Origin of the sequence: Bradyrhizobium erythrophlei, assembly GCF_900129505.1 — a bacterium.
Taxonomy (GTDB): Bacteria; Pseudomonadota; Alphaproteobacteria; order Rhizobiales; family Xanthobacteraceae; genus Bradyrhizobium; species Bradyrhizobium erythrophlei_D.
This window is the reverse complement of sequence record NZ_LT670818.1, coordinates 4,802,011-4,821,152: the sequence shown is the minus strand read 5'-3', so window position 1 is coordinate 4,821,152 and position 19,142 is coordinate 4,802,011. Positions and strand designations below refer to the sequence as shown.

15 protein-coding genes are annotated in these 19,142 nt (G+C 63.2%); 6 read left to right on the top strand and 9 right to left on the bottom strand.

What is annotated here, in order from left to right; translation table 11 throughout:
- Positions 1-52 precede the first annotated feature (52 nt).
- On the bottom strand, positions 53-3,337 hold the full coding sequence (locus B5525_RS22265; protein WP_079567928.1) for a DUF2126 domain-containing protein: 3,285 nt from the start codon (positions 3,335-3,337) through the stop codon (positions 53-55).
- 174 nt (positions 3,338-3,511) lie between these two features.
- Here B5525_RS22265 and B5525_RS22260 point away from each other — a divergent pair, with 174 nt between their 5' ends.
- Positions 3,512-4,441: a lipase family protein gene (locus tag B5525_RS22260; protein WP_079567927.1), complete on the top strand. Its 930-nt coding sequence runs from the start codon at positions 3,512-3,514 to the stop codon at positions 4,439-4,441.
- Between the two features lie 136 nt (positions 4,442-4,577).
- Here the strand turns inward: B5525_RS22260 and B5525_RS22255 are convergent, their stop codons facing one another.
- From B5525_RS22255 to hpaR, 7 genes are all read right to left on the bottom strand, one after another.
- Complete coding sequence (locus B5525_RS22255) at positions 4,578-6,101, bottom strand: UxaA family hydrolase (protein WP_079567926.1); 1,524 nt, start codon at positions 6,099-6,101, stop codon at positions 4,578-4,580.
- 125 nt (positions 6,102-6,226) lie between these two features.
- Positions 6,227-7,003, bottom strand: a complete 777-nt coding sequence (locus B5525_RS22250) for an HpcH/HpaI aldolase family protein (RefSeq protein WP_079567925.1) — start codon at positions 7,001-7,003, stop codon at positions 6,227-6,229.
- Positions 7,004-7,274: 271 nt separating this feature from the next.
- Positions 7,275-8,003 (bottom strand): ABC transporter ATP-binding protein, encoded by a 729-nt coding sequence (locus tag B5525_RS22245; RefSeq protein ID WP_079567924.1) that lies wholly within the window; start codon positions 8,001-8,003, stop codon positions 7,275-7,277.
- On the bottom strand, positions 8,003-9,781 hold the full coding sequence (locus B5525_RS22240) for an ABC transporter permease subunit (RefSeq protein WP_079567923.1): 1,779 nt from the start codon (positions 9,779-9,781) through the stop codon (positions 8,003-8,005). The genes B5525_RS22245 and B5525_RS22240 overlap by 1 nt, the downstream gene beginning before the upstream one ends.
- Positions 9,778-10,653 (bottom strand): branched-chain amino acid ABC transporter permease, encoded by an 876-nt coding sequence (locus B5525_RS22235; protein WP_079567922.1) that lies wholly within the window; start codon positions 10,651-10,653, stop codon positions 9,778-9,780. Before B5525_RS22235 ends, B5525_RS22240 begins: the two co-directional genes overlap by 4 nt.
- Before the next feature lie 158 nt (positions 10,654-10,811).
- Complete coding sequence (locus B5525_RS22230; protein WP_079567921.1) at positions 10,812-11,957, bottom strand: ABC transporter substrate-binding protein; 1,146 nt, start codon at positions 11,955-11,957, stop codon at positions 10,812-10,814.
- Positions 11,958-12,251: 294 nt separating this feature from the next.
- Positions 12,252-12,719, bottom strand: coding sequence for a homoprotocatechuate degradation operon regulator HpaR (gene hpaR / locus B5525_RS22225; RefSeq protein ID WP_079573662.1), 468 nt, complete (start codon positions 12,717-12,719; stop codon positions 12,252-12,254).
- A gap of 202 nt (positions 12,720-12,921) precedes the next feature.
- Between hpaR and hpaH the strand changes: the two genes are divergently transcribed.
- The 3 genes from hpaH to hpaE are packed head-to-tail and all read left to right on the top strand — an operon-like array spanning position 12,922 to position 15,700.
- On the top strand, positions 12,922-13,728 hold the full coding sequence (hpaH, locus tag B5525_RS22220) for a 2-oxo-hept-4-ene-1,7-dioate hydratase (RefSeq protein WP_079567920.1): 807 nt from the start codon (positions 12,922-12,924) through the stop codon (positions 13,726-13,728).
- A 33-nt stretch (positions 13,729-13,761) separates the two neighbouring features.
- Complete coding sequence (locus B5525_RS22215; protein ID WP_079567919.1) at positions 13,762-14,160, top strand: 5-carboxymethyl-2-hydroxymuconate Delta-isomerase; 399 nt, start codon at positions 13,762-13,764, stop codon at positions 14,158-14,160.
- Positions 14,153-15,700, top strand: coding sequence for a 5-carboxymethyl-2-hydroxymuconate semialdehyde dehydrogenase (hpaE, locus tag B5525_RS22210; protein WP_079567918.1), 1,548 nt, complete (start codon positions 14,153-14,155; stop codon positions 15,698-15,700). Before B5525_RS22215 ends, hpaE begins: the two co-directional genes overlap by 8 nt.
- Before the next feature lie 94 nt (positions 15,701-15,794).
- On the opposite strand, the gene B5525_RS22205 is transcribed toward hpaE, so the two are convergent.
- Positions 15,795-17,123 (bottom strand): IS1182 family transposase, encoded by a 1,329-nt coding sequence (locus tag B5525_RS22205; RefSeq protein ID WP_079567917.1) that lies wholly within the window; start codon positions 17,121-17,123, stop codon positions 15,795-15,797.
- A gap of 210 nt (positions 17,124-17,333) precedes the next feature.
- On the opposite strand from B5525_RS22205, the gene hpaD reads away from it, so the two are divergent.
- A complete protein-coding gene (hpaD, locus tag B5525_RS22200) occupies positions 17,334-18,317 on the top strand; it encodes a 3,4-dihydroxyphenylacetate 2,3-dioxygenase (RefSeq protein ID WP_079567916.1) in 984 nt (327 codons plus the stop codon).
- 38 nt (positions 18,318-18,355) lie between these two features.
- Positions 18,356-19,114, top strand: coding sequence for a molybdate ABC transporter substrate-binding protein (locus B5525_RS22195; protein ID WP_079567915.1), 759 nt, complete (start codon positions 18,356-18,358; stop codon positions 19,112-19,114).
- Positions 19,115-19,142 lie beyond the last annotated feature (28 nt).

Below are 19,142 nucleotides of genomic sequence, written 5' to 3'. Positions count from 1 at the left end.
TTTTCCTGGCGCGAACCGGTCTCCACTTCGCTCGAAAACGCTCTGCCCCTATTCAATGCAGGAGCGGGGTCCTCAAGTCGAGTGTCAAAGGAAACTCAATTGTGCGTTCCTCGCGCGGCGGATCGATCTTGCCGGGCGTATGGCCGTGATCCTGAAACCGGGCGAGCCGCCTCGCCTCGGCTTCATAGGAATTGACCGGTTTGGTCTCGTAATTGCGTCCGCCGGGATGCGCGACGTGGTACACGCAGCCGCCCAGCGAGCGGCCGTTCCAGGTATCAATCAAGTCAAATGTCAGCGGCGCATGGACGGGAATGGTCGGATGCAGCCCGGAGGCCGGCTGCCAGGCCTTGAAGCGGACAGCGGCAACCGCCTCGCCGGAGCGACCGGTTTCGGTCATCGGCATCCGCCGTCCGTTACAGGTGACGACGTGGCGGCCTTCGACAAAGCCGGACGCCTTGACCTGCAGCCGCTCGACGGAGCTATCGACATAACGCACCGTGCCGCCGGCGGAGGCTTCCTCGCCGAGAACGTGCCAGGGCTCCAGGGCCTGACGCAGTTCCAGCGAAACGCCGCCATGATGGACCCGGCCGAACGCCGGAAAACGGAATTCGAGCTGGGCGGCGTACCAGTCCGGCGAAAAGTCGTAACCGGACTGTTTGAGCTCACCCAGCACATCCAGGAAATCTTCCCAAAGGAAATGCGGCAGCATGAAGCGGTCGTGCAGCGTGGTACCCCAGCGCACGAACTTGCCGGCTTGCGGCTCGCGCCAGAGTTTTGCGATCAAGGCCCGGATCAATAATTGCTGCGCCAGACTCATGCGCGGATCGGGCGGCATTTCCAGCGCACGAAATTCGACCAAGCCCAGCCGGCCGGTGGAGCTGTCGGGTGAATAGAGCTTGTCGATGCAGATTTCGGCGCGGTGGGTATTGCCTGTTATATCGACCAGGATGTGCCGGAACAGCCGGTCGACCAGCCACAGCGGCGCCTTGATATCAGGCGGCGGCACATGGGCGAGCGCGATTTCCAGCTCATAGAGGCCGTCATGGCGCGCCTCGTCGATGCGCGGCGCCTGGCTGGTGGGACCGATGAACATGCCGGAGAACAGATAGGACAGCGACGGATGCCGCTGCCAGTACAGCACCAGGCTCTTCAACAGATCAGGACGGCGCAGGAACGGAGAGTCCGAAGGCGTGCTGCCGCCGACCACGACATGGTTGCCGCCGCCGGTACCGGTGTGCCGGCCGTCAACCAGGAAGCGGTTGGCCCCGAGCCGGACCTGGCCTGCGTCTTCGTACAGGCCGAAGGTGATGTTGACGGCGTCGCGCCAGTTCTGCGCCGGCTGGATGTTGATCTCGATGACGCCGGGATCGGGCGTCACTTTTATCACTTCCACCCGGGGGTCGAACGGGGGCGGATAACCCTCTACGTGAACCTTAACTTGCATCTCTTCGGCGGTCGCCTCCACCGCCGCGACCAGTTCGAGATAATCCTCGAGCTTCTCCACCGGCGGCATAAAGGCGCACAGCACGCCGTCGCGGATCTCGATCGACATCGCGGTGCGCACGCCACCGCCCTTGAGCTGCTGCTCCTGCACCTCCTGCTGCGGGGCGGCCTCGGCCGGCGTCGCGTCGTAAACCGGCAGGTTGTCGCGCGGCTCCAGCGGATCCTGCTCGACGATGTAGGGATATTCCTCGGCCGGTATATGCGGCAGCGAGGCGATCGGCAGCCGCAGCCCTAGCGGGGAATCGCCGGGGGTCAGGAACAGATTGCCGCGACGCAGCTTCCAGCGCTCACTCTTCCAGCGCGAGGGAGATTTACTTGCGTCGGCATTCCAGCGCTGGATCGGCAGTACGAATCCCTTGGGCGTGTTGAGCCCCTGGTCGAACACCCGCGCCATGCGCGCGCGCTCCTCGGGATCCGACAGCTTGGAATCGCTGGGATCGACATTGGGCGCCAGGCCCGCTTCCTTCTGCAGCCAGTGACCGGGATCCTCGAACGCCGGCAGGACATATTCGGCGTCGACGCCGAGCTTTGCAGCCGTGCTGTCCGCAAAGCGCTCGGCGTCTTCAATTCGCGTCTGGTGCGGCCCGTTGATAGCGGCGATCAGATCGGCGTTTTTCCAGATCGGCACGCCGTCCTTGCGCCAATACAGGCCGAACGCCCAGCGCGGCAGGCTTTCGCCCGGATACCATTTGCCCTGCCCGTAATGCAGCAGCCCACCCGGCGCGAACCGGGTTTGCAGCTTGCGAATGAGGTCGTCGCCCAGAGCCCGCTTGGTCGGACCGACCGCGGAGATGTTCCATTCCGGCGATTCCAGATCGTCGACGGAGACAAAAGTCGGCTCGCCGCCCATGGTCAGGCGCACGTCGCCCTCTCTGAGATCGGCATCGACCCGCTCGCCTAGCTTGTCGAGGCGCGCCCAGGAATCATCGGAGAAAGGCTTTGTGATTCGAGGGGCTTCACGGATCCGCTTGACGGTCATCTCGAAGTTGAATTCGACTTGCGCGAAGCCGACTGCGCCCGAGATCGGCGCCGCCGTGCGGTAATGCGGCGTGGCGGCGACGGGAATATGCCCCTCACCCGTCAGCATGCCCGAGGTGACGTCGAAGCCGATCCAGCCCGCGCCGGGAAGGTAGACCTCGGCCCAGGCGTGCAGATCGGTAAAATCGTTCTCGACCTCGCGCGGGCCTTCGAGCGGATCGATGTCGGGGCGCAACTGGATCAGGTAGCCCGAGACGAAACGGGCGGCGAGCCCGAGATGCCGCATGATCTGGATCAGCAGCCACGCGGAGTCGCGGCACGATCCGGCGCCGGAGGCCAGTGTCTCTTCCGGCGTCTGAACGCCCGGCTCCATGCGGATGATATAGCGAATCTTTTTCTGCAGTTGCGCGTTGAGATCGACCAGGAAATTGACCGTGCTGGGCGCGTCGCGCGGAATCTCCGCCAGATATCTTGTTAACTCCGGCCCCGGTTCGATGGTCGCCAGATACGGCGCGAGCTCGGTCTTGAGATCGGCGGTATAGGCGAACGGAAAACTGTCGGCGTAAGGCTCGACGAAGAAATCGAACGGGTTGATCACGGTCATCTGCGCCGTGAAATCGACCTCGATCTTCAGTTCGGTGGCCTTTTCCGGAAAGACATAGCGCGCCAGCCAGTTGCCTTGCGGGTCCTGCTGCCAGTTCACGAAATGATTGGAAGGCAGGACCTTGAGCGAATAGCTCAGGATCGGCGTGCGCGTGTGCGGCGCCGGGCGCAGGCGAATGGTTTGCGGGCCGAGATCGATCGGTCGGTCGTATTTGTAATGCGTGACGTGATGTAATGCGACGAAGATCGACACAGGCAGGCTACTCCAGCAGCTTTTTTAAGCAGAACACTGGTTCCCCCCGACATCAAGCACTAACAACGGGCAGCCAATGCCTAGGAGAGATGCGGGTTATAGCGTTCCCGCTTGCCGCTCCTAACTACCTGTGATTGATTTAGCGGCACTATCAGTCGCTGGGGGAATTGTTCAATGAGTTTCCTGGTAGAGCTGGCCCGAGGCGCCTATCCCGACAATGCCCTGGAGAAATTCACCTCATTATCTTCGCAATTTGGCCTCGACAATGCGCGGGCCATGATGTGGCTGTCCCAGCTTGCCTATGAGACGGCGCACAGGGACAAGGTCAAAAGCATCCTCGATGCCTGGCAACTGACGATGCCTGCCTTCGTCGCCAACGACCCCGCCACGGGTCTGCCACCGAAAAGCGCATGCGTGGTGGTCGCCGCAGGGCGCGGCGCGACATTTGTTACCTTTGCCGGCAGCGATCCCCTGAAGTTCGAAGACTGGATCACGGATTTCAACGCCGTGCAGTCCCCGGATAATCTCCACAGCGGGTTCGAGGACGCGGTGGAAACCGTCTGGCCGGTGATCCAGGCGGTGATCGCCAAACGCCCGGCACCGGCAGAACCGCTGTTCTTCACCGGGCATAGCCTGGGCGGTGCACTAGCGGTCCTTGCCGCGGCGCGCGCGGCGCACGAGCCGAACGTCAGGACCACGGTGGTTTATACCTTCGGCAGCCCGCGGACCGGCGGCTCGGCATTCTTCAACAATTATCCGCTCGGCGGCTCCACCTTCCGCCTCATTGACGGTACCGACATCGTGCCCACCGTCCCGCCGCCGCAACCGGGCGATTTTCGCCATGTCGGGCAATCGATCCAGTGCCCGACCGACGGCCGCTTCGATGGCACACAGGCGCAGACCGGCGCCGCCGCGGAAAACAAGCCGGATATCATCGATGGCGCCATTGCGGCCGGACTTGCCGATATCCGGGCGCTGGCGGCGTTTCGCCTCATTCGCAGCATCGGGCCACGACCGCTCGACCGGCTTGCCGGAGTCCTGCCGCGCATGGTGCGCGATCACGTTCCGACAAACTACTTCCGGGCACTATCGATCACGCTTTAAGCAAGCCGCCTTCAGACCCGTAGGAGCCAACGGGTCGGCGCGAAGCGCCGCCCGATGACAGGCTCAGCGCAATCCGACGCATCCCGCAGCGGATGGGATCCCGGATTTCGCTTCGCTCCATCCGAGCTACGATCGGTCACATCGTCGCCCCAAGCACCCACGGCGCGAATTCGGCGCCGCCGAAATCGAAGCCCTCGCTCTTGGTCGGCTGTCCGGAAGCAGTTTTCAGCATGAGATCAAAGATGCGCTGGCCGCATTGCTGCACGGTTTCCTCGCCGTCGAGGATGGTGCCGCAATTGACGTCCATGTCGTCTTCCATGCGCTTGTACATCGGTGTGTTGGTCGCAAGCTTGATCGAGGGCGCGGGCTTGCAGCCGAACACGCTGCCGCGCCCTGTCGTGAAGCAGACGAGGTTGGCGCCGCCGGCCACCTGCCCGGTCGCCGCGACCGGATCGTAACCGGGCGTATCCATGAAGACAAAGCCCTTCTTGGTAACCGGCTCGGCGTAATTGAGCACATCGACCAGGTTGGTGCTGCCGGCCTTGGCCATCGCGCCGAGGGATTTTTCCAGGATGGTAGTGAGTCCGCCAGCCTTGTTGCCCGGGCTCGGGTTGGCGTTCATCTCGGCGCCTTCGCGTGCGGTGTATTCTTCCCACCACCTCATCAGGCCGACGAGTTTTTCGCCAACCTCGCGGCTGACCGCCCGGCGCGTCAACAGATGTTCGGCGCCATAGGTCTCCGGGGTCTCCGAAAGAATGACGGTGCCGCCATGCCGCACCAGGAGATCGCTCGCCGCGCCCAGCGCCGGATTGGCCGAGACGCCGGAATAGCCGTCGGAGCCGCCGCATTGCAGCGCTACCGTCAACTCGCTCGCCGACACGGGCTCGCGCTTGACTTTATTGGCGTCGGTCAGCGCCTCCTTCACGAAGGCGATTCCGGCCTCCACGGTCTTGCGGGTGCCGCCGACTTCCTGAATGTCCATGGCGCGCAAGCGCCCGGCGAGCTTCTGCTCGGCCATCAGCCCTCCGATCTGGTTGACCTCGCAGCCGAGGCCCAAAACGATCACAGCGGAAAAATTTACATGCCGCGCGTAGCCGCCGAGGGTGCGGCGGAGCAGCGCCAGCGGCTCGTCCTGCGTCATGCCGCAGCCGGTCTTGTGGGTCAGCGCCACCACGCCATCGACATTGGGAAAATCCGCCAGCGGGTTGTCGTGCGTGAACGGATTCTTCTTGAAGACGTCGGCGACCAGGCCCGCGACATGCGCGCTGCAATTCACGGAAGTGAGGATACCGATATAGTTGCGGGTCGCCACCCGCCCGTCGGGCCGGCGGATGCCTTCGAAGGTTGCGGGCAGATCGAAATTCGGCACCGGCTTGACGTCGACGCCATAGGCATAGTCCTTGGCGAAATCGCCCATGCCGCAGTTCTGGGTGTGAACATGCTGGCCCGGCAAAATCGGGATCGTGGCAAAGCCGATGATCTGGCCATAGCGGTGGATCGGTTCGCCCACGGCGATGGGGCGGATTGCCACTTTGTGCCCCGCCGGAATCCGTTCGACCGTGGTGACGCCGTCAGCCACCACCATGCCCGGCGGCAGGCTTGCCCGCGCGATCAGGACGCCGTCGTCGGGATGCAGGCGGATCACGGGGGCTGGGGTCATGGGAGGTCTCCTTGAAGTTGGCGAATAGCGAGTAGCGAATAGAAAGAATACTTATTCAAATCATTATTCGCCTCTCGTCACTCCCTATTCGCCATTCGCTACTCGCTATTCGCTATTCGCGTGTCTTAAGCCTTGCCGGCCGATTCTTTCCGGGTCTGCGCCACCTGCATCCTGGCGTAGGTCATCATCAGCCCGCTTTCGTTCGACAGCGTCACCAGCTTGAAGCCCATGTTGATGGCGCGCACCGCGCCCTCGGCGCCCGAGCAGTGGATGCCCGGATAGAGGTCGCGCTTGCCGCATTCCTTGACGATCTTCTCGTAGATCTTGAGGATTTCCGGCTCGTCGCGGTCGAGCTTCGGCACCAGCCCATAGGAGAAGCCAAGATCGGAGGGGCCGATATAGACGCCGTTGATGCCTTCGACATCGAGGATCGATTCCATGTTCTCGACCGCGGTCTTGGTCTCCATCATCGGCAGCAGCACGATCTCGTCGTTCGCCGTCTGCTGATAGCTGCCGGCCGAGCCGTACATCCCGGAACGGATCGGACCGTTCGAACGCGTGCCCTTCGGCGGATATTTGGAATAGGCAACGAGGTTCTTCGCTTCCTGCGGCGTGTTGATCATCGGGCAGATCACACCGTAGGCGCCGCCGTCGAGCACCTTGCCGATGATGCCGGGTTCGTTCCAGGGCACGCGGACCATCGGCGTCACCGGATGGCCGTTCATCGCCTGGAAACACTGCACCATCGACTGGTAGTCCTGCACGCCGTGCTGCATGTCGACGGTGACGCTGTCGAACCCGCATTGCGCGATCACTTCGGCGGAAAACCCGGAAGGAATCGCAAGCCAGGCGTTCACCACCGCCTTGCCCGACGCCCAGACCTTTTTCACGTTATTTGCCACTTTTTGTTTCCTTCCCTGTGTTCATTCTCGCCGTCATTGCGAGGAGCGGAGCGACGAAGCAATCCATCCTTTTTTAGCGGCCATGGATTGCTTCGCTGCGCTCGCAATGACGATACCAATTATGCCGTCGTCCTTTGACTCAGCCCGCTCACGCCGATCTCGCGCGGTGTTCACTATCGCCGCCCCGGTATCATCAGGCAAGGGCACCGGCGAAAACGTCCGCCACGAAGCCCATCAGATTTTCAACCTCCATGGATGCTTCACCGGCTGTTCACGCACGTGCTTTGGCGTGACCGCCGAGATAGGCGGCGGCGATGGCTTCGTTGCCCCAGAGTTCGTCGGGCTTGCCGCCGAGCACGATGCGGCCGGTTTCCAGCACATAGCCGTGATCGGCCACCGAAAGCCCCATGCGCGCGTTCTGCTCGACCAGCAGCACCGTGGTGTTTTGCCGGATCTGCGAGATGATTCGGAACACCGCCTGCACGATGACGGGCGCAAGCCCGAGCGAAGGCTCGTCGAGCAGCAACAGCCGCGGCTTCGCCATCAGGCCGCGCGCGACCGCGACCATCTGCAATTGGCCGCCCGAGAGCGTCCAGCCCAGCGCATTGGAGAACGAGCGGATATCCGGGAACAGGTCGAACATGGCGTCGGCTTCGCGCGACAATTCGGCCTTCGCGACGCGCCGGTTCGAGGCGCCGAGCATGATGTTTTCCTTCACCGTCAGGCCGGGGAAAATCCGCCGGCCTTCCGGCACGTGGGAGATGCCGAGCCGGACGATCGCTTCCGGGCCGAGGCCTGCGATCGATCTGCCGTCGAACAGGATTTCACCCGCCGCCGGTTTTGCCAGCCCCGAGATCGCCCGCAGCGTGGTCGATTTGCCGGCGCCGTTGGCGCCGAGCAAGGTCACCACCTGCCCTTCATCGACGCTGAGCGAGACGCCGCGCAATGCTTCGATCTCGCCGTAAAGGACGATCAGATCGTTAATCTGGAGCAGCGCCATCATTCGCTCCCGAGATAGGCGGAGACGACGTCGGGATGACGCAGCACCGCCATGGATTCGCCGTCCGCGATGCGGCGTCCGAAATTGAGCACGGTGATGTGCTGGGCAGCCTCGGAGACCAGGGTCATGTCATGGTCGATGATCAGGATGGTCAGGCCTTGCGCCGCGATGCGCTTGAGCAATTCGTGCAGTTCGAGCTTCTCAGTCGAGTTCAGGCCGGCCGCAGGTTCATCGAGCAGCAGCAGCGTCGGGTTGGCGGCGAGCGCGCGCGCGATCTCGATCAGCCGCTGATGGCCGTAGGAAAAGCTCGAGATAAGTTCATTGGCGCGGCTGCCCAGGCCCACGAAGGTCAGCGCTTCCATCGCGCGTTCCGTCAGCGCGGCATCGCCGCCCTGCCCGATCAGCGTGTTGCCGGGCCGTTCGGCGCCGATCTCGACGTTCTCCAAAGCCGTCATCGAGCGGAACAGCCGGATGTTCTGGAACGTACGTCCCAGACCTGCCGCGGTGCGCTGGTGCGGCGGCATGGTGGTGATGTCGGTGCCGTCGAGCACGATCTTGCCTGAGGTCGCCTTGTAGAGGCCGGATAGCACGTTCAGCGTCGTGGTCTTGCCGGAGCCGTTCGGCCCGATCAGCGCGTGCACGCCGCCGCGCTTTACCGCGATATCGACGCCGTCGACGGCCTTGAGGCCACCGAAATGCTTCGAAAGGCCGGTGACTTCCAGCACGATATCGCCGCCGACGCTGGCCGGCTTCAATAGCAGAGGTGCCGCAGTCGCCGGCGCCTTGATCCGGCTGCGCCAGCGATCGAGGGCGACGCCGATGAACCCCCAGATGCCGTCCGGCATGTAGCGGATGATCAGGATGACGAACAGGCCGTAGATCGCAAGATACAGCCCGGGAACGCTTTTGAGGAACCGCAGCCATTCCGGGATCAGGATCAACAGTCCGGTGCCGATCGCCGAGCCGATCGGCGAGGCGACGCCGCCGAGCAGCGACATCGTCAGGAACACGATCGATTCCGCGAACGAGAACTGGTCGGGGCTGACATAGGCAAATCCGCCGGCGAACAGACCGCCGGCGAGACCACCGAGCGCTGCGCACAGGCCGAACGCGTAGACCTTGGTGCGGAATACATCGATGCCGCTGACTCCGGCGGCGAGTTCGTTGTCACGCACCGCGCGCATGGCCCGCCCGAGCCGGGTGTCCGGCAGGTGCCAGACGAAATAGCCGATGATCGCCAGCATCGCGACGCAGAAGGCGAGATAGCCCTGCGCGGTCTGAAACAGATCGGGACGGCCGATGTTGGAGACGCCGTCCGGGCCGTGCGTCAGCCCGATGGCGTTGATCATGACCAGCGTGACGATCTGCTGGAACGAGATCGTCACCATCGCGAGGTAATGGCCGCCGAGCCGCAAGGTCGACATGCCGAGGAACGCGCCCGCCCCCAGCGCCATGACACAGCCCGCGACGAGGCAGAGCCAGTAGCTCAGATGCAGATCGGTGGTTCCGATGCCGACCGCATAGGCGCCGAAACCGAAGAACGCCGCCTGCGCCAGGTTGATCTGGCCGCACAGGCCGAGCACGACCGAGAGGCCGAACACCGCGATCGCGAAGGTCGTCGCCTGCATCAGGATGTTGAGGATGTAGCCGTCGAAGCGCATCGTCGCGGCCAAGACCACCAGGATCGTCGCAGCGATGAAATATGGCAGATGGCGCAGCAGCAGCGGTTTCGTTCGCGGCAGCGCCGTCATCGTCAGGTTGTCGCTGGGCGCGCTCATGCTTTCTCCGCGACACGTTCGCCGAAGATGCCTTGCGGCCGGAACACCAGAAACAGCACCAGTACGAGGAAGGCGAAGCCGTCCTTGTAGGGAACGGAAATGTAGGCCGCGCCAAAGGTTTCGATGATGCCGAGCGCCAGCCCGCCGATGATTGCACCCGCGACGTCGCCGAAGCCGCCGATGATGGTGGCGGCAAACGCCTTCAGCGCGATCGTCGAGCCCATCTGGATCGAGACGAACAGCACCGGCGCCACCAGGATGCCCGCGAGGCCGCCCAGCACCGCCGAATAGATGAAGGTGATCATGATCATGGTGGAGACGGAGATGCCGAGCAGCGAGGCCATCTCCTTGTCCTGCGAGGTGGCCTGTAGTTTCTTGCCGAGCATGGTGTGCTCGAAAAACCAGTAGTTGAAGATCACCATCACGATAGTGACCGCGATAATGAGCAGATATTGGCTGTCGAGATAGACCTGCCCGAGCTGGATGCCGGGCGTCTCGAACCATCCCTGCAGCACCTGCGGCTGCGGACCGTAGATCGCCAGCACCGAATTGGCCATCAGGATCGAGGCGCCGATCGTGGCGATGATCACCGGCAGGAAGCTGCGATGCCGCAGCGGGTAATAGACCCCGAGATTGAAGACCACCCCCAGCAGCGCCATGCCGGCCAGCGCCAGCAGGAACGACAGCCAGTACGGCCAGCCCAGATCGACGGCGAACACCACCATCAGATAGGCCGCCACCATGGAGAATTCGCCCTGCGCGAAATTCACCACGTTGGTGGCGCGGAAGATCAGCACGAAACCGAGCGCGACCAGCGCGTAGACGGCGCCGATGCCGATCCCGGTGAAGAGCAGTTGCAGTACGAGATCCATGGAAATGCTCGGTGGGAGAAACAAACCGGCCAGGTTCGCAATCGGATCGACCGGGCGTCGTTAGGTGACAGGCGCAGGCACATAGACGCCGGCCCAGCACGAATGGATTTGCTGGATGCGAAGCCGGCCCTTCCGATCGGGAGGAGCCGGCGACGTCGTCAATCGTTGGACTCGATATGCTTATCGAAGACGATATTGCCCTTCTCGTTCTTCACGATGTTGTAGCCGTGCAAACCGTCACCGTTCTGGTCGAAGTTATATTCGCCCTCGGCGCCCGGATATTTCTTGGTCGCCAGGATAGCCTCGCGAATCTTCCCGGGATCGGTCGAACCGGCCTTGTTGATCGCGGCCGCCAGAACGTTGATGGCGTCGTAGGGCCAGGAGCTTTGGTTGTCCGGTGCGACCTTGGCGACATCGCGATAGGCCTTGCCGAACGCCTTCGAGGCCTCGCTGGAATCCTCGGCGTAATCGGCGACCCCGTAGGTGCCGTAAAGCGCGGGACCGGCGAGCTTCAGCGCGGTGATGTTGACGATCGAGGGCGAGCCGACCCAGGGAATGTTGACGCCGAGCTGGCGCAACTGACGGGCGAAGATGCCGAGATCGCTTTCGAACGTGAAGTACGATCCGAGGATGTCGGCGCCGGACTGCTTGATCGCGAGCACGACGGGCGTGAAATCCTGGCTCTGGTTGGCATAGCCCTGATCGAGAACAGGCGGCGTACCAAGCTTGCCGAGCGCGTCGGTCAGCGCCTTGCCGCCGGCGGTGCCGAATGCATCGGTCGAATGCAGCACGGCCCATTTCTTCTTGCCGAGCGTATTGACGCCGTAGTCGGCGATCACGCGGCCCGAATAGCTGTCATTGGGGCGGAAACGGAACAGCCACTGATTGCCCATATGGGTCAGGTTGGGATCGGTTCCGCCGATCATCACGGGCTTGCCGAGCTTGAGAACGTCGGGCGCCATCGCGTGCACCTGCGTGGAGCGGATCGAGCCGAGGAAGCCCACGATGTCCGGCTGCGCGGCGAGCTTGGAGAAGGCCAGCACGATCCCGGGGTTGGTGGTCTGGTCATCTTCGATGATCAGTTCGGCCTGCTTGCCGAGAATGCCGCCGGCCTTGTTGACGGCCTCCAGCGCGAGCTTGGCACCCTTGATCGCGTATCCACCGGATTCGGCCGCCGGGCCGGTAACGGGCGCGCACATACCGATCTTGAGGGTGGCGGCTTGCGCGCGGGCGCTGCCGATAACGTAGGGTGCGGTAATACCAACGGCCAAGCCGGCCGCGAAATCGCGTCTCGTGAGCTTCATTCGTTCCTCCGTGAGGCCGGGCTTCTTTGTCGGCCTTTCTTGATGTTTGCAGTCCCAGAGGACGCGACACCGAAAGCGTATCTACGGACTCTCTGGCCCTGAGTAAATTGATATCGCAACGATTTCTACTAAGGACGCAGACGCCTCGCGCGGCGTGACTACTGCATGAGATTAACGCCGCTTGACCGGGCTTATTCCCGTTATCAGGCAGTGTTGGCCGCGGCTTTCGATGCTCAAACAATATGCATCAAGCGGAGCTATGCGTCTTTTTGGGACGATCATGCAAAATTGCGTTCACTCGAATTCGCCGTCCTCGCCGGTTCCCCCTCCTTTATTGAGCGCCGACAGCGTGCCCTCCAGCTCATGCAGCATATCCTGCAATTCCCTGAGCCTGCGCGCGCCATAGCGGCGGGTGATGGCGGCGTAGATCGCCTCGGACGAAGGCGCGACGGTCTCGATCAGCCGCACTCCCTTCGCGGAGATCGACACCAGGCCGCGGCGCTGATCGGCCTTCACCACCCGTCGTTCGATCAGATGACGCGCTTCCAGGTCGCGCAGAATGCGGGAAAGGCTGGGACCAAGCAGAAACGCGACCCGGGCAAGCTCAGTCACCTCGATGGTGTCGACGGCAGCAAGCGCGCGCAGGATCCGCCATTGCTGTTCGGTCAGGCCGTGATCGCGCAGCGAGGGGCGGAATTGCCGCATCACGGCCTCGCGGGCGCGCAACAGCGACATCGGCAGCGAACGCGAGAATTCGCGCATCGGCACGTGCCGGACGGCGGTTTTGTCGGGGGATTTTTTCCGCGTCACGATCGAATATCCGCCCTCGGCAATCCCAGATCATTTCCGGCAACATGGGTCGCGTTTGCATCGCAGCAAAATCCCGTCCGGTTTGCCCGGAACAATTTAACATGTTAATCATATTTCCGCACCCCCGCTTTTTGCTTGCGAAGCCGAAACCAACATGGCCCTGACCAAGGACGATATCCGTGTTGCCGCCGAGCGGCTTCACCAGGCGGAGAAGACCCGCACGCAGATCCGGCAATTGTCGCTGGAATTTCCTGCCATCACCATCGAGGATGCCTATGCGATCCAGCAAGCGTGGATCGAGATCAAGGTAGCCGAAGGCCGCGTCGTCAAAGGCCACAAGATCGGGCTGACCTCGAAGGCGATGCAGAGCGCGCTTCTGATCGACGAACCGGATTCCGGCGTGCTGCTCGACGACATGTTCTTTGCCGACGGCGGCCTCGTGCCCTCGAACCGCTTCATCGGCACGCGGGTCGAGGCGGAACTGGCCTTCATCATGAAGACGCGGCTGGCCGGCCCCGGCTGCACCCTGTTCGATGTGCTCAATGCGACCGATTTCGTCGTCCCCGCGCTGGAAATACTGGACACCAGGATCGAGCGGGTCGATCCCGTAACCAAGGCGACGCGAAAGATCTTCGACACCATCGCCGACAATGCCGCCAACGCCGGCATCGTGCTCGGCGGCCGCCCGCTGCGGCCGCTGGATGCCGACCTGCGCTGGATCGGCGCGTTGTGCTATCGTAACGGCCAGTTGGAAGAGACCGGGCTTGCCGCCGGCGTGCTCAACCATCCCGCCACTTCCGTGGCCTGGCTCGCCAACAAGATCGCCCGGCTCGGGCTGGCGCTCGAGCCCGGCCAGGTGGTGCTGGCGGGATCGTTCATCCGCCCGATCGAGACCCGCAAAGGCGACACGATTCAAGCCGACTATGGACCCTACGGGTCCGTCAGCTGTTACTTCGCTTGATGTCGTTCTGAACAATCGGTTGGGAGGCCGGACATGCCGCATTTCACGATCGAATATTCCGCCAATCTCGATGGCCGCGTCGACATGGGCAAGATCGTCGAACTCGTGCGCAAGGCGGCGGTGGAAACCGGAATCTTTCCGCTCGGGGGCATTCGCGTCCGCGCCATCCGCTGCGAGCATTACGCCATCGCCGACGGCTCGCCGCATTTCAGCTTTCTCGCCATGCTGCTGCGGCTCGGCGAAGGGCGCGATCTCGCAGCGCGCCAGAAGGCCGGCGAACATATCTTCAAGGCGCTCTCCAGTCATCTCGAGCCGGTCTTCGCGGGCAGCAAATTCGCGCTCTCGTTCGACATGCAGATCAACGACAAGGAAACCAGCTGGAAGCGCAACAACATTCACGAGGCGTTGAAGGCGGAGGCCGCGCATGGATAAAATCACGCCGAAATCGGATGTCTTCAAGGCCAACCTCGATCGCGCCGGGCCGCTGCTTAAAGCGCTGAGGGCCGACGGCATCGGGCACATGATCGACGGCGAGATCGTGCCGTCGATCTCGGGCGATACGTTCGAGACGAAGTCGCCGATCGATGGCGCAATTCTGGCGAGCGTCGCGCGCGGTGGGCCTGAGGATATCGATCGCGCCGCGACCGCCGCAAGCCTTGCGTTCAAGGCCTGGCGCGACATGCCGGCGACGATGCGCAAGAAGCTGTTGCACCGGGTTGCGGACGCCATCGAGGAGCGCGCCGACGATATCGCCGTGCTCGAATGCATCGATACCGGCCAGGCCCATCGCTTCATGGCCAAGGCCGCGATCCGGGCCGCGGAAAACTTCCGCTTCTTCGCCGACAAATGTGCCGACGCCCGCGACGGCCTCAACATGCCGAGCGAGGAGCACTGGAACGTGTCGACGCGGGTGCCGATCGGCCCCGTGGGCGTGATCACGCCGTGGAATACGCCGTTCATGCTGTCGACCTGGAAGATTGCGCCAGCGCTCGCGGCCGGCTGCACCGTCGTGCACAAGCCCGCGGAATGGTCACCGGTGACCGCCGATCTGCTGGCAAAACTCGTAAAGCAGGCCGGCGTGCCCGACGGCGTTCTCAACACCGTGCACGGCATCGGCGAGGAAGCCGGCAAGGCGCTGACCGAGCATCCCGCCATCAAGGCGATCGGTTTCGTCGGCGAAAGTGCTACGGGTTCGGCGATCATGGCGCAGGGCGCGCCGACGCTCAAGCGCGTGCATTTCGAACTCGGCGGCAAGAACCCGGTGATCGTGTTCGACGATGCCGATCTCGACCGCGCACTTGATGCGGTGGTGTTCATGATCTACTCGCTCAACGGCGAGCGCTGCACCTCGTCGAGCCGGCTCCTGATCCAGCAAAGCATCTCGGAAAAGTTCATCGAAAAGCTCACCGCGCGGGTCAAAGCCCTGAAGGTCGGCCATCCCCTCGATCCCCTGACCGAAATCGGGCCGCTGATCCACGAGCGACACCTTGCAAAAGTCTGCTCCTATTTCGACGTGGCGCGGCAGGACGGCGCGGTGATCGCGGTCGGCGGCAGGCCGCATGACGGCCCCGGCGGCGGACACTATGTGCAGCCGACCCTCGTCACCGGCGCGCATGCGGGGATGCGGGTTGCGCAGGAGGAAGTGTTCGGGCCGTTCCTGACGGTGATCCCGTTTGGCGGCGAGAACGACGCCATCGAGATCGCCAATGACGTGAAATACGGCCTCACCGGTTATGTCTGGACCAACGATACCGGCCGCGCGCTGCGGGTGGCGGATGCGCTGGAGGCCGGCATGATCTGGCTGAACTCCGAAAACGTTCGCCATCTGCCGACGCCGTTCGGCGGCATGAAGGCCTCAGGGATCGGCCGCGACGGTGGCGATTATTCGTTCGACTTCTACATGGAAACCAAGCACGTCTCGCTGGCGCGGGGCACCCACAAGATTCAGAAACTCGGTTTGCCCTCATCCTGAGAGCTTGTGAAGTTTTTCGGTAGGTGCCAGTTTCTTTGAGTTATTGCGTTGTTTGGCAGACTGCATGCTGGGGTTGCGGTTGACCACCTCCTGCCTATGCGGCGGCGAGGCGATGGCCCTGCAAGATGTTGTTGGTGAGGGCGTAGCAGAGGACCACGGCTCGGACCTTTTGGAAGCCACGTACGGTCAATTGCCGCAGATCCCAATTGCGCCAGCGCGCATGGATGCATTCGCAGATCGAGCGGGGCTTGTACTGCGCCTTGCCCGCTTCACTCCCCATCCGTGCCCGCCAAGCCAAGACGCCTGGGCCATCGCCGCGCCGCGGCAAATAGGGGTCGGTGCCATGCTTGGACTGGACCGGTGGACAATAGATCTCGATCCCTTTGCCATGCGCCCACTCGATATCCTCGCCGCTGCAAAAGCCGCCATCGGCAAGATGCCATGCCGGGAAGCGTCCCAGCCGCGTGCGTAGCCGCTCCAGCATCGGCCGCATCAGGCTCCGATCGGAACCGCTATTACTGACGTCGACCGCGACTACGATCTGCTCACCGGCGACGCTTGCCACCTGCACATTATAGGCCGGGCGGAAGCCGCCATCGGCCATCTTCATCACCCGCGCCTGTGTGTCGGTGGTCGAGGCGCGCGGCTCCTTCGGCTTCTTGCCGTTGCCGCGCTTTTGTTCGCGTTCGTCACGCTGCCGCTCGATCTCGTCGAGCGCTTTCTGGGCCGCCTTGACCCGTTCGAGGCGTTCGCGCGCGGCCCGCTCCCTGGCGGCTTTGATCCGCTGGTTGCTGGCATCCGAGCGCGTATCGACCTCGCGCTTGAGCTGATCCACGACCGCCTGCGCAGCCGAAAGATGCCGGTCAAGCGTCGCCGCGCGCCGGAACGAGGACGCCCCCGCACTCGCCCGTATCCGCACCCCGTCCTGTGCCAACCCGTCGAGGTCCACCAGGCCGGTCTTGATCAGCGCCGCCAAATGCTCGGCCAGCAGCCGGTCGAGCAGATCAGCGCAACCGACCCGGAAGTCCGCCAGCGTGTGATAGTTCACCGACACGCCGCCACACAGCCAGCGATAAACATCATGGCTGTTGCAAAGCCCCTCCAGGGCACGCGCACTGCCAACCCCCTCGCTGGTGGCATAGAGCCACAGCGCCAGCAGAAGCCGCGGCGAGGTCGCCGGATGACCGGGCCTGTCGCCCCGTGCCTTGATCCGATTCTCAAGCTCGCTCAGGTCGAGGCCTTCGACATACGACCAGATCACTCGTACCGGGTGATCTTCCCCAATCAGGCTCTCGATATCCACTGCACGCAGCTCGATCTGGTCTCGTTTGGGCTCACGCAGCCGCGGCGCTCCCGACGGCGCCCCGCCTACCTGCGGCCCCCTCTGCTCTGGCAGTTCCCCAAAAAGTTCGTCACCGCCCATCAGCGCCTCACCCGATTCGACGATCGCAGGGAATCACATGCATGCGACATCCGCCACACTCGCTTGCCAAGCAGCAAAAAATCACATCCTCTGAGGAGCGGGCGCAAGCCCGCGTCTCGAAGGATGGGCCACGGGCCTCATGGTTCGAGACGGCGCTAAAGCGCCTCCTCACCATGAGGGTCGACAATTCAGGACTGGAATAGAAACAACATGCCCGTTCCACAACACATCTTCGATCCGCCCTTCAATATCATCCGGTGCAGCCATGCCGTGCTCGACGTGGTGGACCTCGATGCCAGCCGCGCGTTCTACGAGACCACCGTCGGCCTCCATGTCGAGGACCGCGACGACCGGGCGGTTTACCTGCGCGGCGTCGAGGAGCATCAGCATCACTCGCTGGTGCTGCGCAAAGCGCCGGTCGCCGCCTGCAACCGGCTCGGCTTCAAGGTCGGCGACGACAGCGATCTCGACAAGGCGGCCGCGTTCTTTTCCGAGAACGGCATCGCTTGCGCCTTTGCGGAAGCGCCGTTCCAGGGCCGCACGCTGCAGTTCACCGATCCCTTCGGCTTCCAGATCGAACTCTACGCCGCGATGGAGAAACGCCCGCATCTGTTGCGCCGCTACGATCTCTACAAGGGCTGCCACCCGCAGCGGCTCGACCACTTCAACGTGTTCGCGGCCGAAGTCCAGGACACCGTCGACTTCTACGCGCGGCTGGGCTTTCGCCTGACCGAATATGGCGAGGAAGACGGACCGAATGGCCGCATCGCCGCAGCATGGATGCACCGCAAGGGCAATGTGCACGATTTCGCGATCACCAACGGCCGTGGCCCTCGCCTGCACCATTTTGCCTATTGGGTGCCGACGGCGATGAACATTTTGCATCTCTGCGACGTGATGGCGTCCAGCGGCTATTTGAAAAATCTTGAGCGCGGTCCCGGCCGTCACGGCATTTCGAATGCCTTCTTCCTCTATGTCCGCGATCCCGACGGCCACCGGCTGGAGCTCTACACCAGCGACTACTTCACCATGGACCGTGACCACGAGCCATTGCGCTGGTCGTTGAAGGATCCGCAACGGCAGACCCTGTGGGGCGCGCCCGCGCCGCGCTCGTGGTTCGAGCAGGGATCGCCGTTCACCGGGCAGCCGGTGCGCGAGCCGCTGTTTGTCGCCGACGTCACGATCGCGGACTGAGATGCAGATGCCATCCACTGCGATCACAGAGGGGTCTCATGAGGAAGCTGTCGCTGCCCGCCTCGATGCTGGGCCTTGCGCTGGCGATGCCGGCCATAACTGATCTTCGGGCCGCCGAACTCAAGATCCTGGCCGGCGGCTCCACGACCGGCTGGATGAACGAACTCGGCGCTCAATTCGAGCGCGTCTCCGGCCACAAGCTTGTCATCCATTTCGATGCCACCCCCAATTTGATCAAGCAGGCGACCTCCGGGGCGCCGTTCGATCTGGTGGTGGTACCAGTCGACGTGTTTAGCGACGCCGGCGCAAAAGCCCGCTTCGCGCCCGGCCCAACCGTCGATATCGCGCGCGTCGGCTATGGCGTCATCGTTCGCGCCGGGGCACCGAAGCCCGACATCAGCACGCCCGAGGCGCTGAAAAGGACCCTGCTCGACGCGGCGTCGATCGCCTTCGTGCCAGATAGCGCGGCAGGCGGTTATGTCCTGAAGACGTTCGAGCGTCTCGGCATCACTGAGGCGATGAAGACCCGGACAAAGCCGCAGCCCACACCGGCGCAGATTGCCCCCAGCGTCGCCGCAGGCGCGGCTGAGCTTGGGGTGTTTCTCATCAACGTGCTGATCGCCCCCGGCGTGGAACTCGCCGGCGCCTTCCCCGCGGAACTGCAGCAAGAGCTGGTCTTCACCGCCGCCGTCGCCGCGGACTCAAGGGAAGCAGACGCCTCCAGGGCGTTTATCCATTTCCTGACCACTCCCGCCGCCACAGCCGTGATCAAGGCCAGGGGCATGAACCCTGGCTAAGCGGCTCACGCAGTATTATTGGACATCA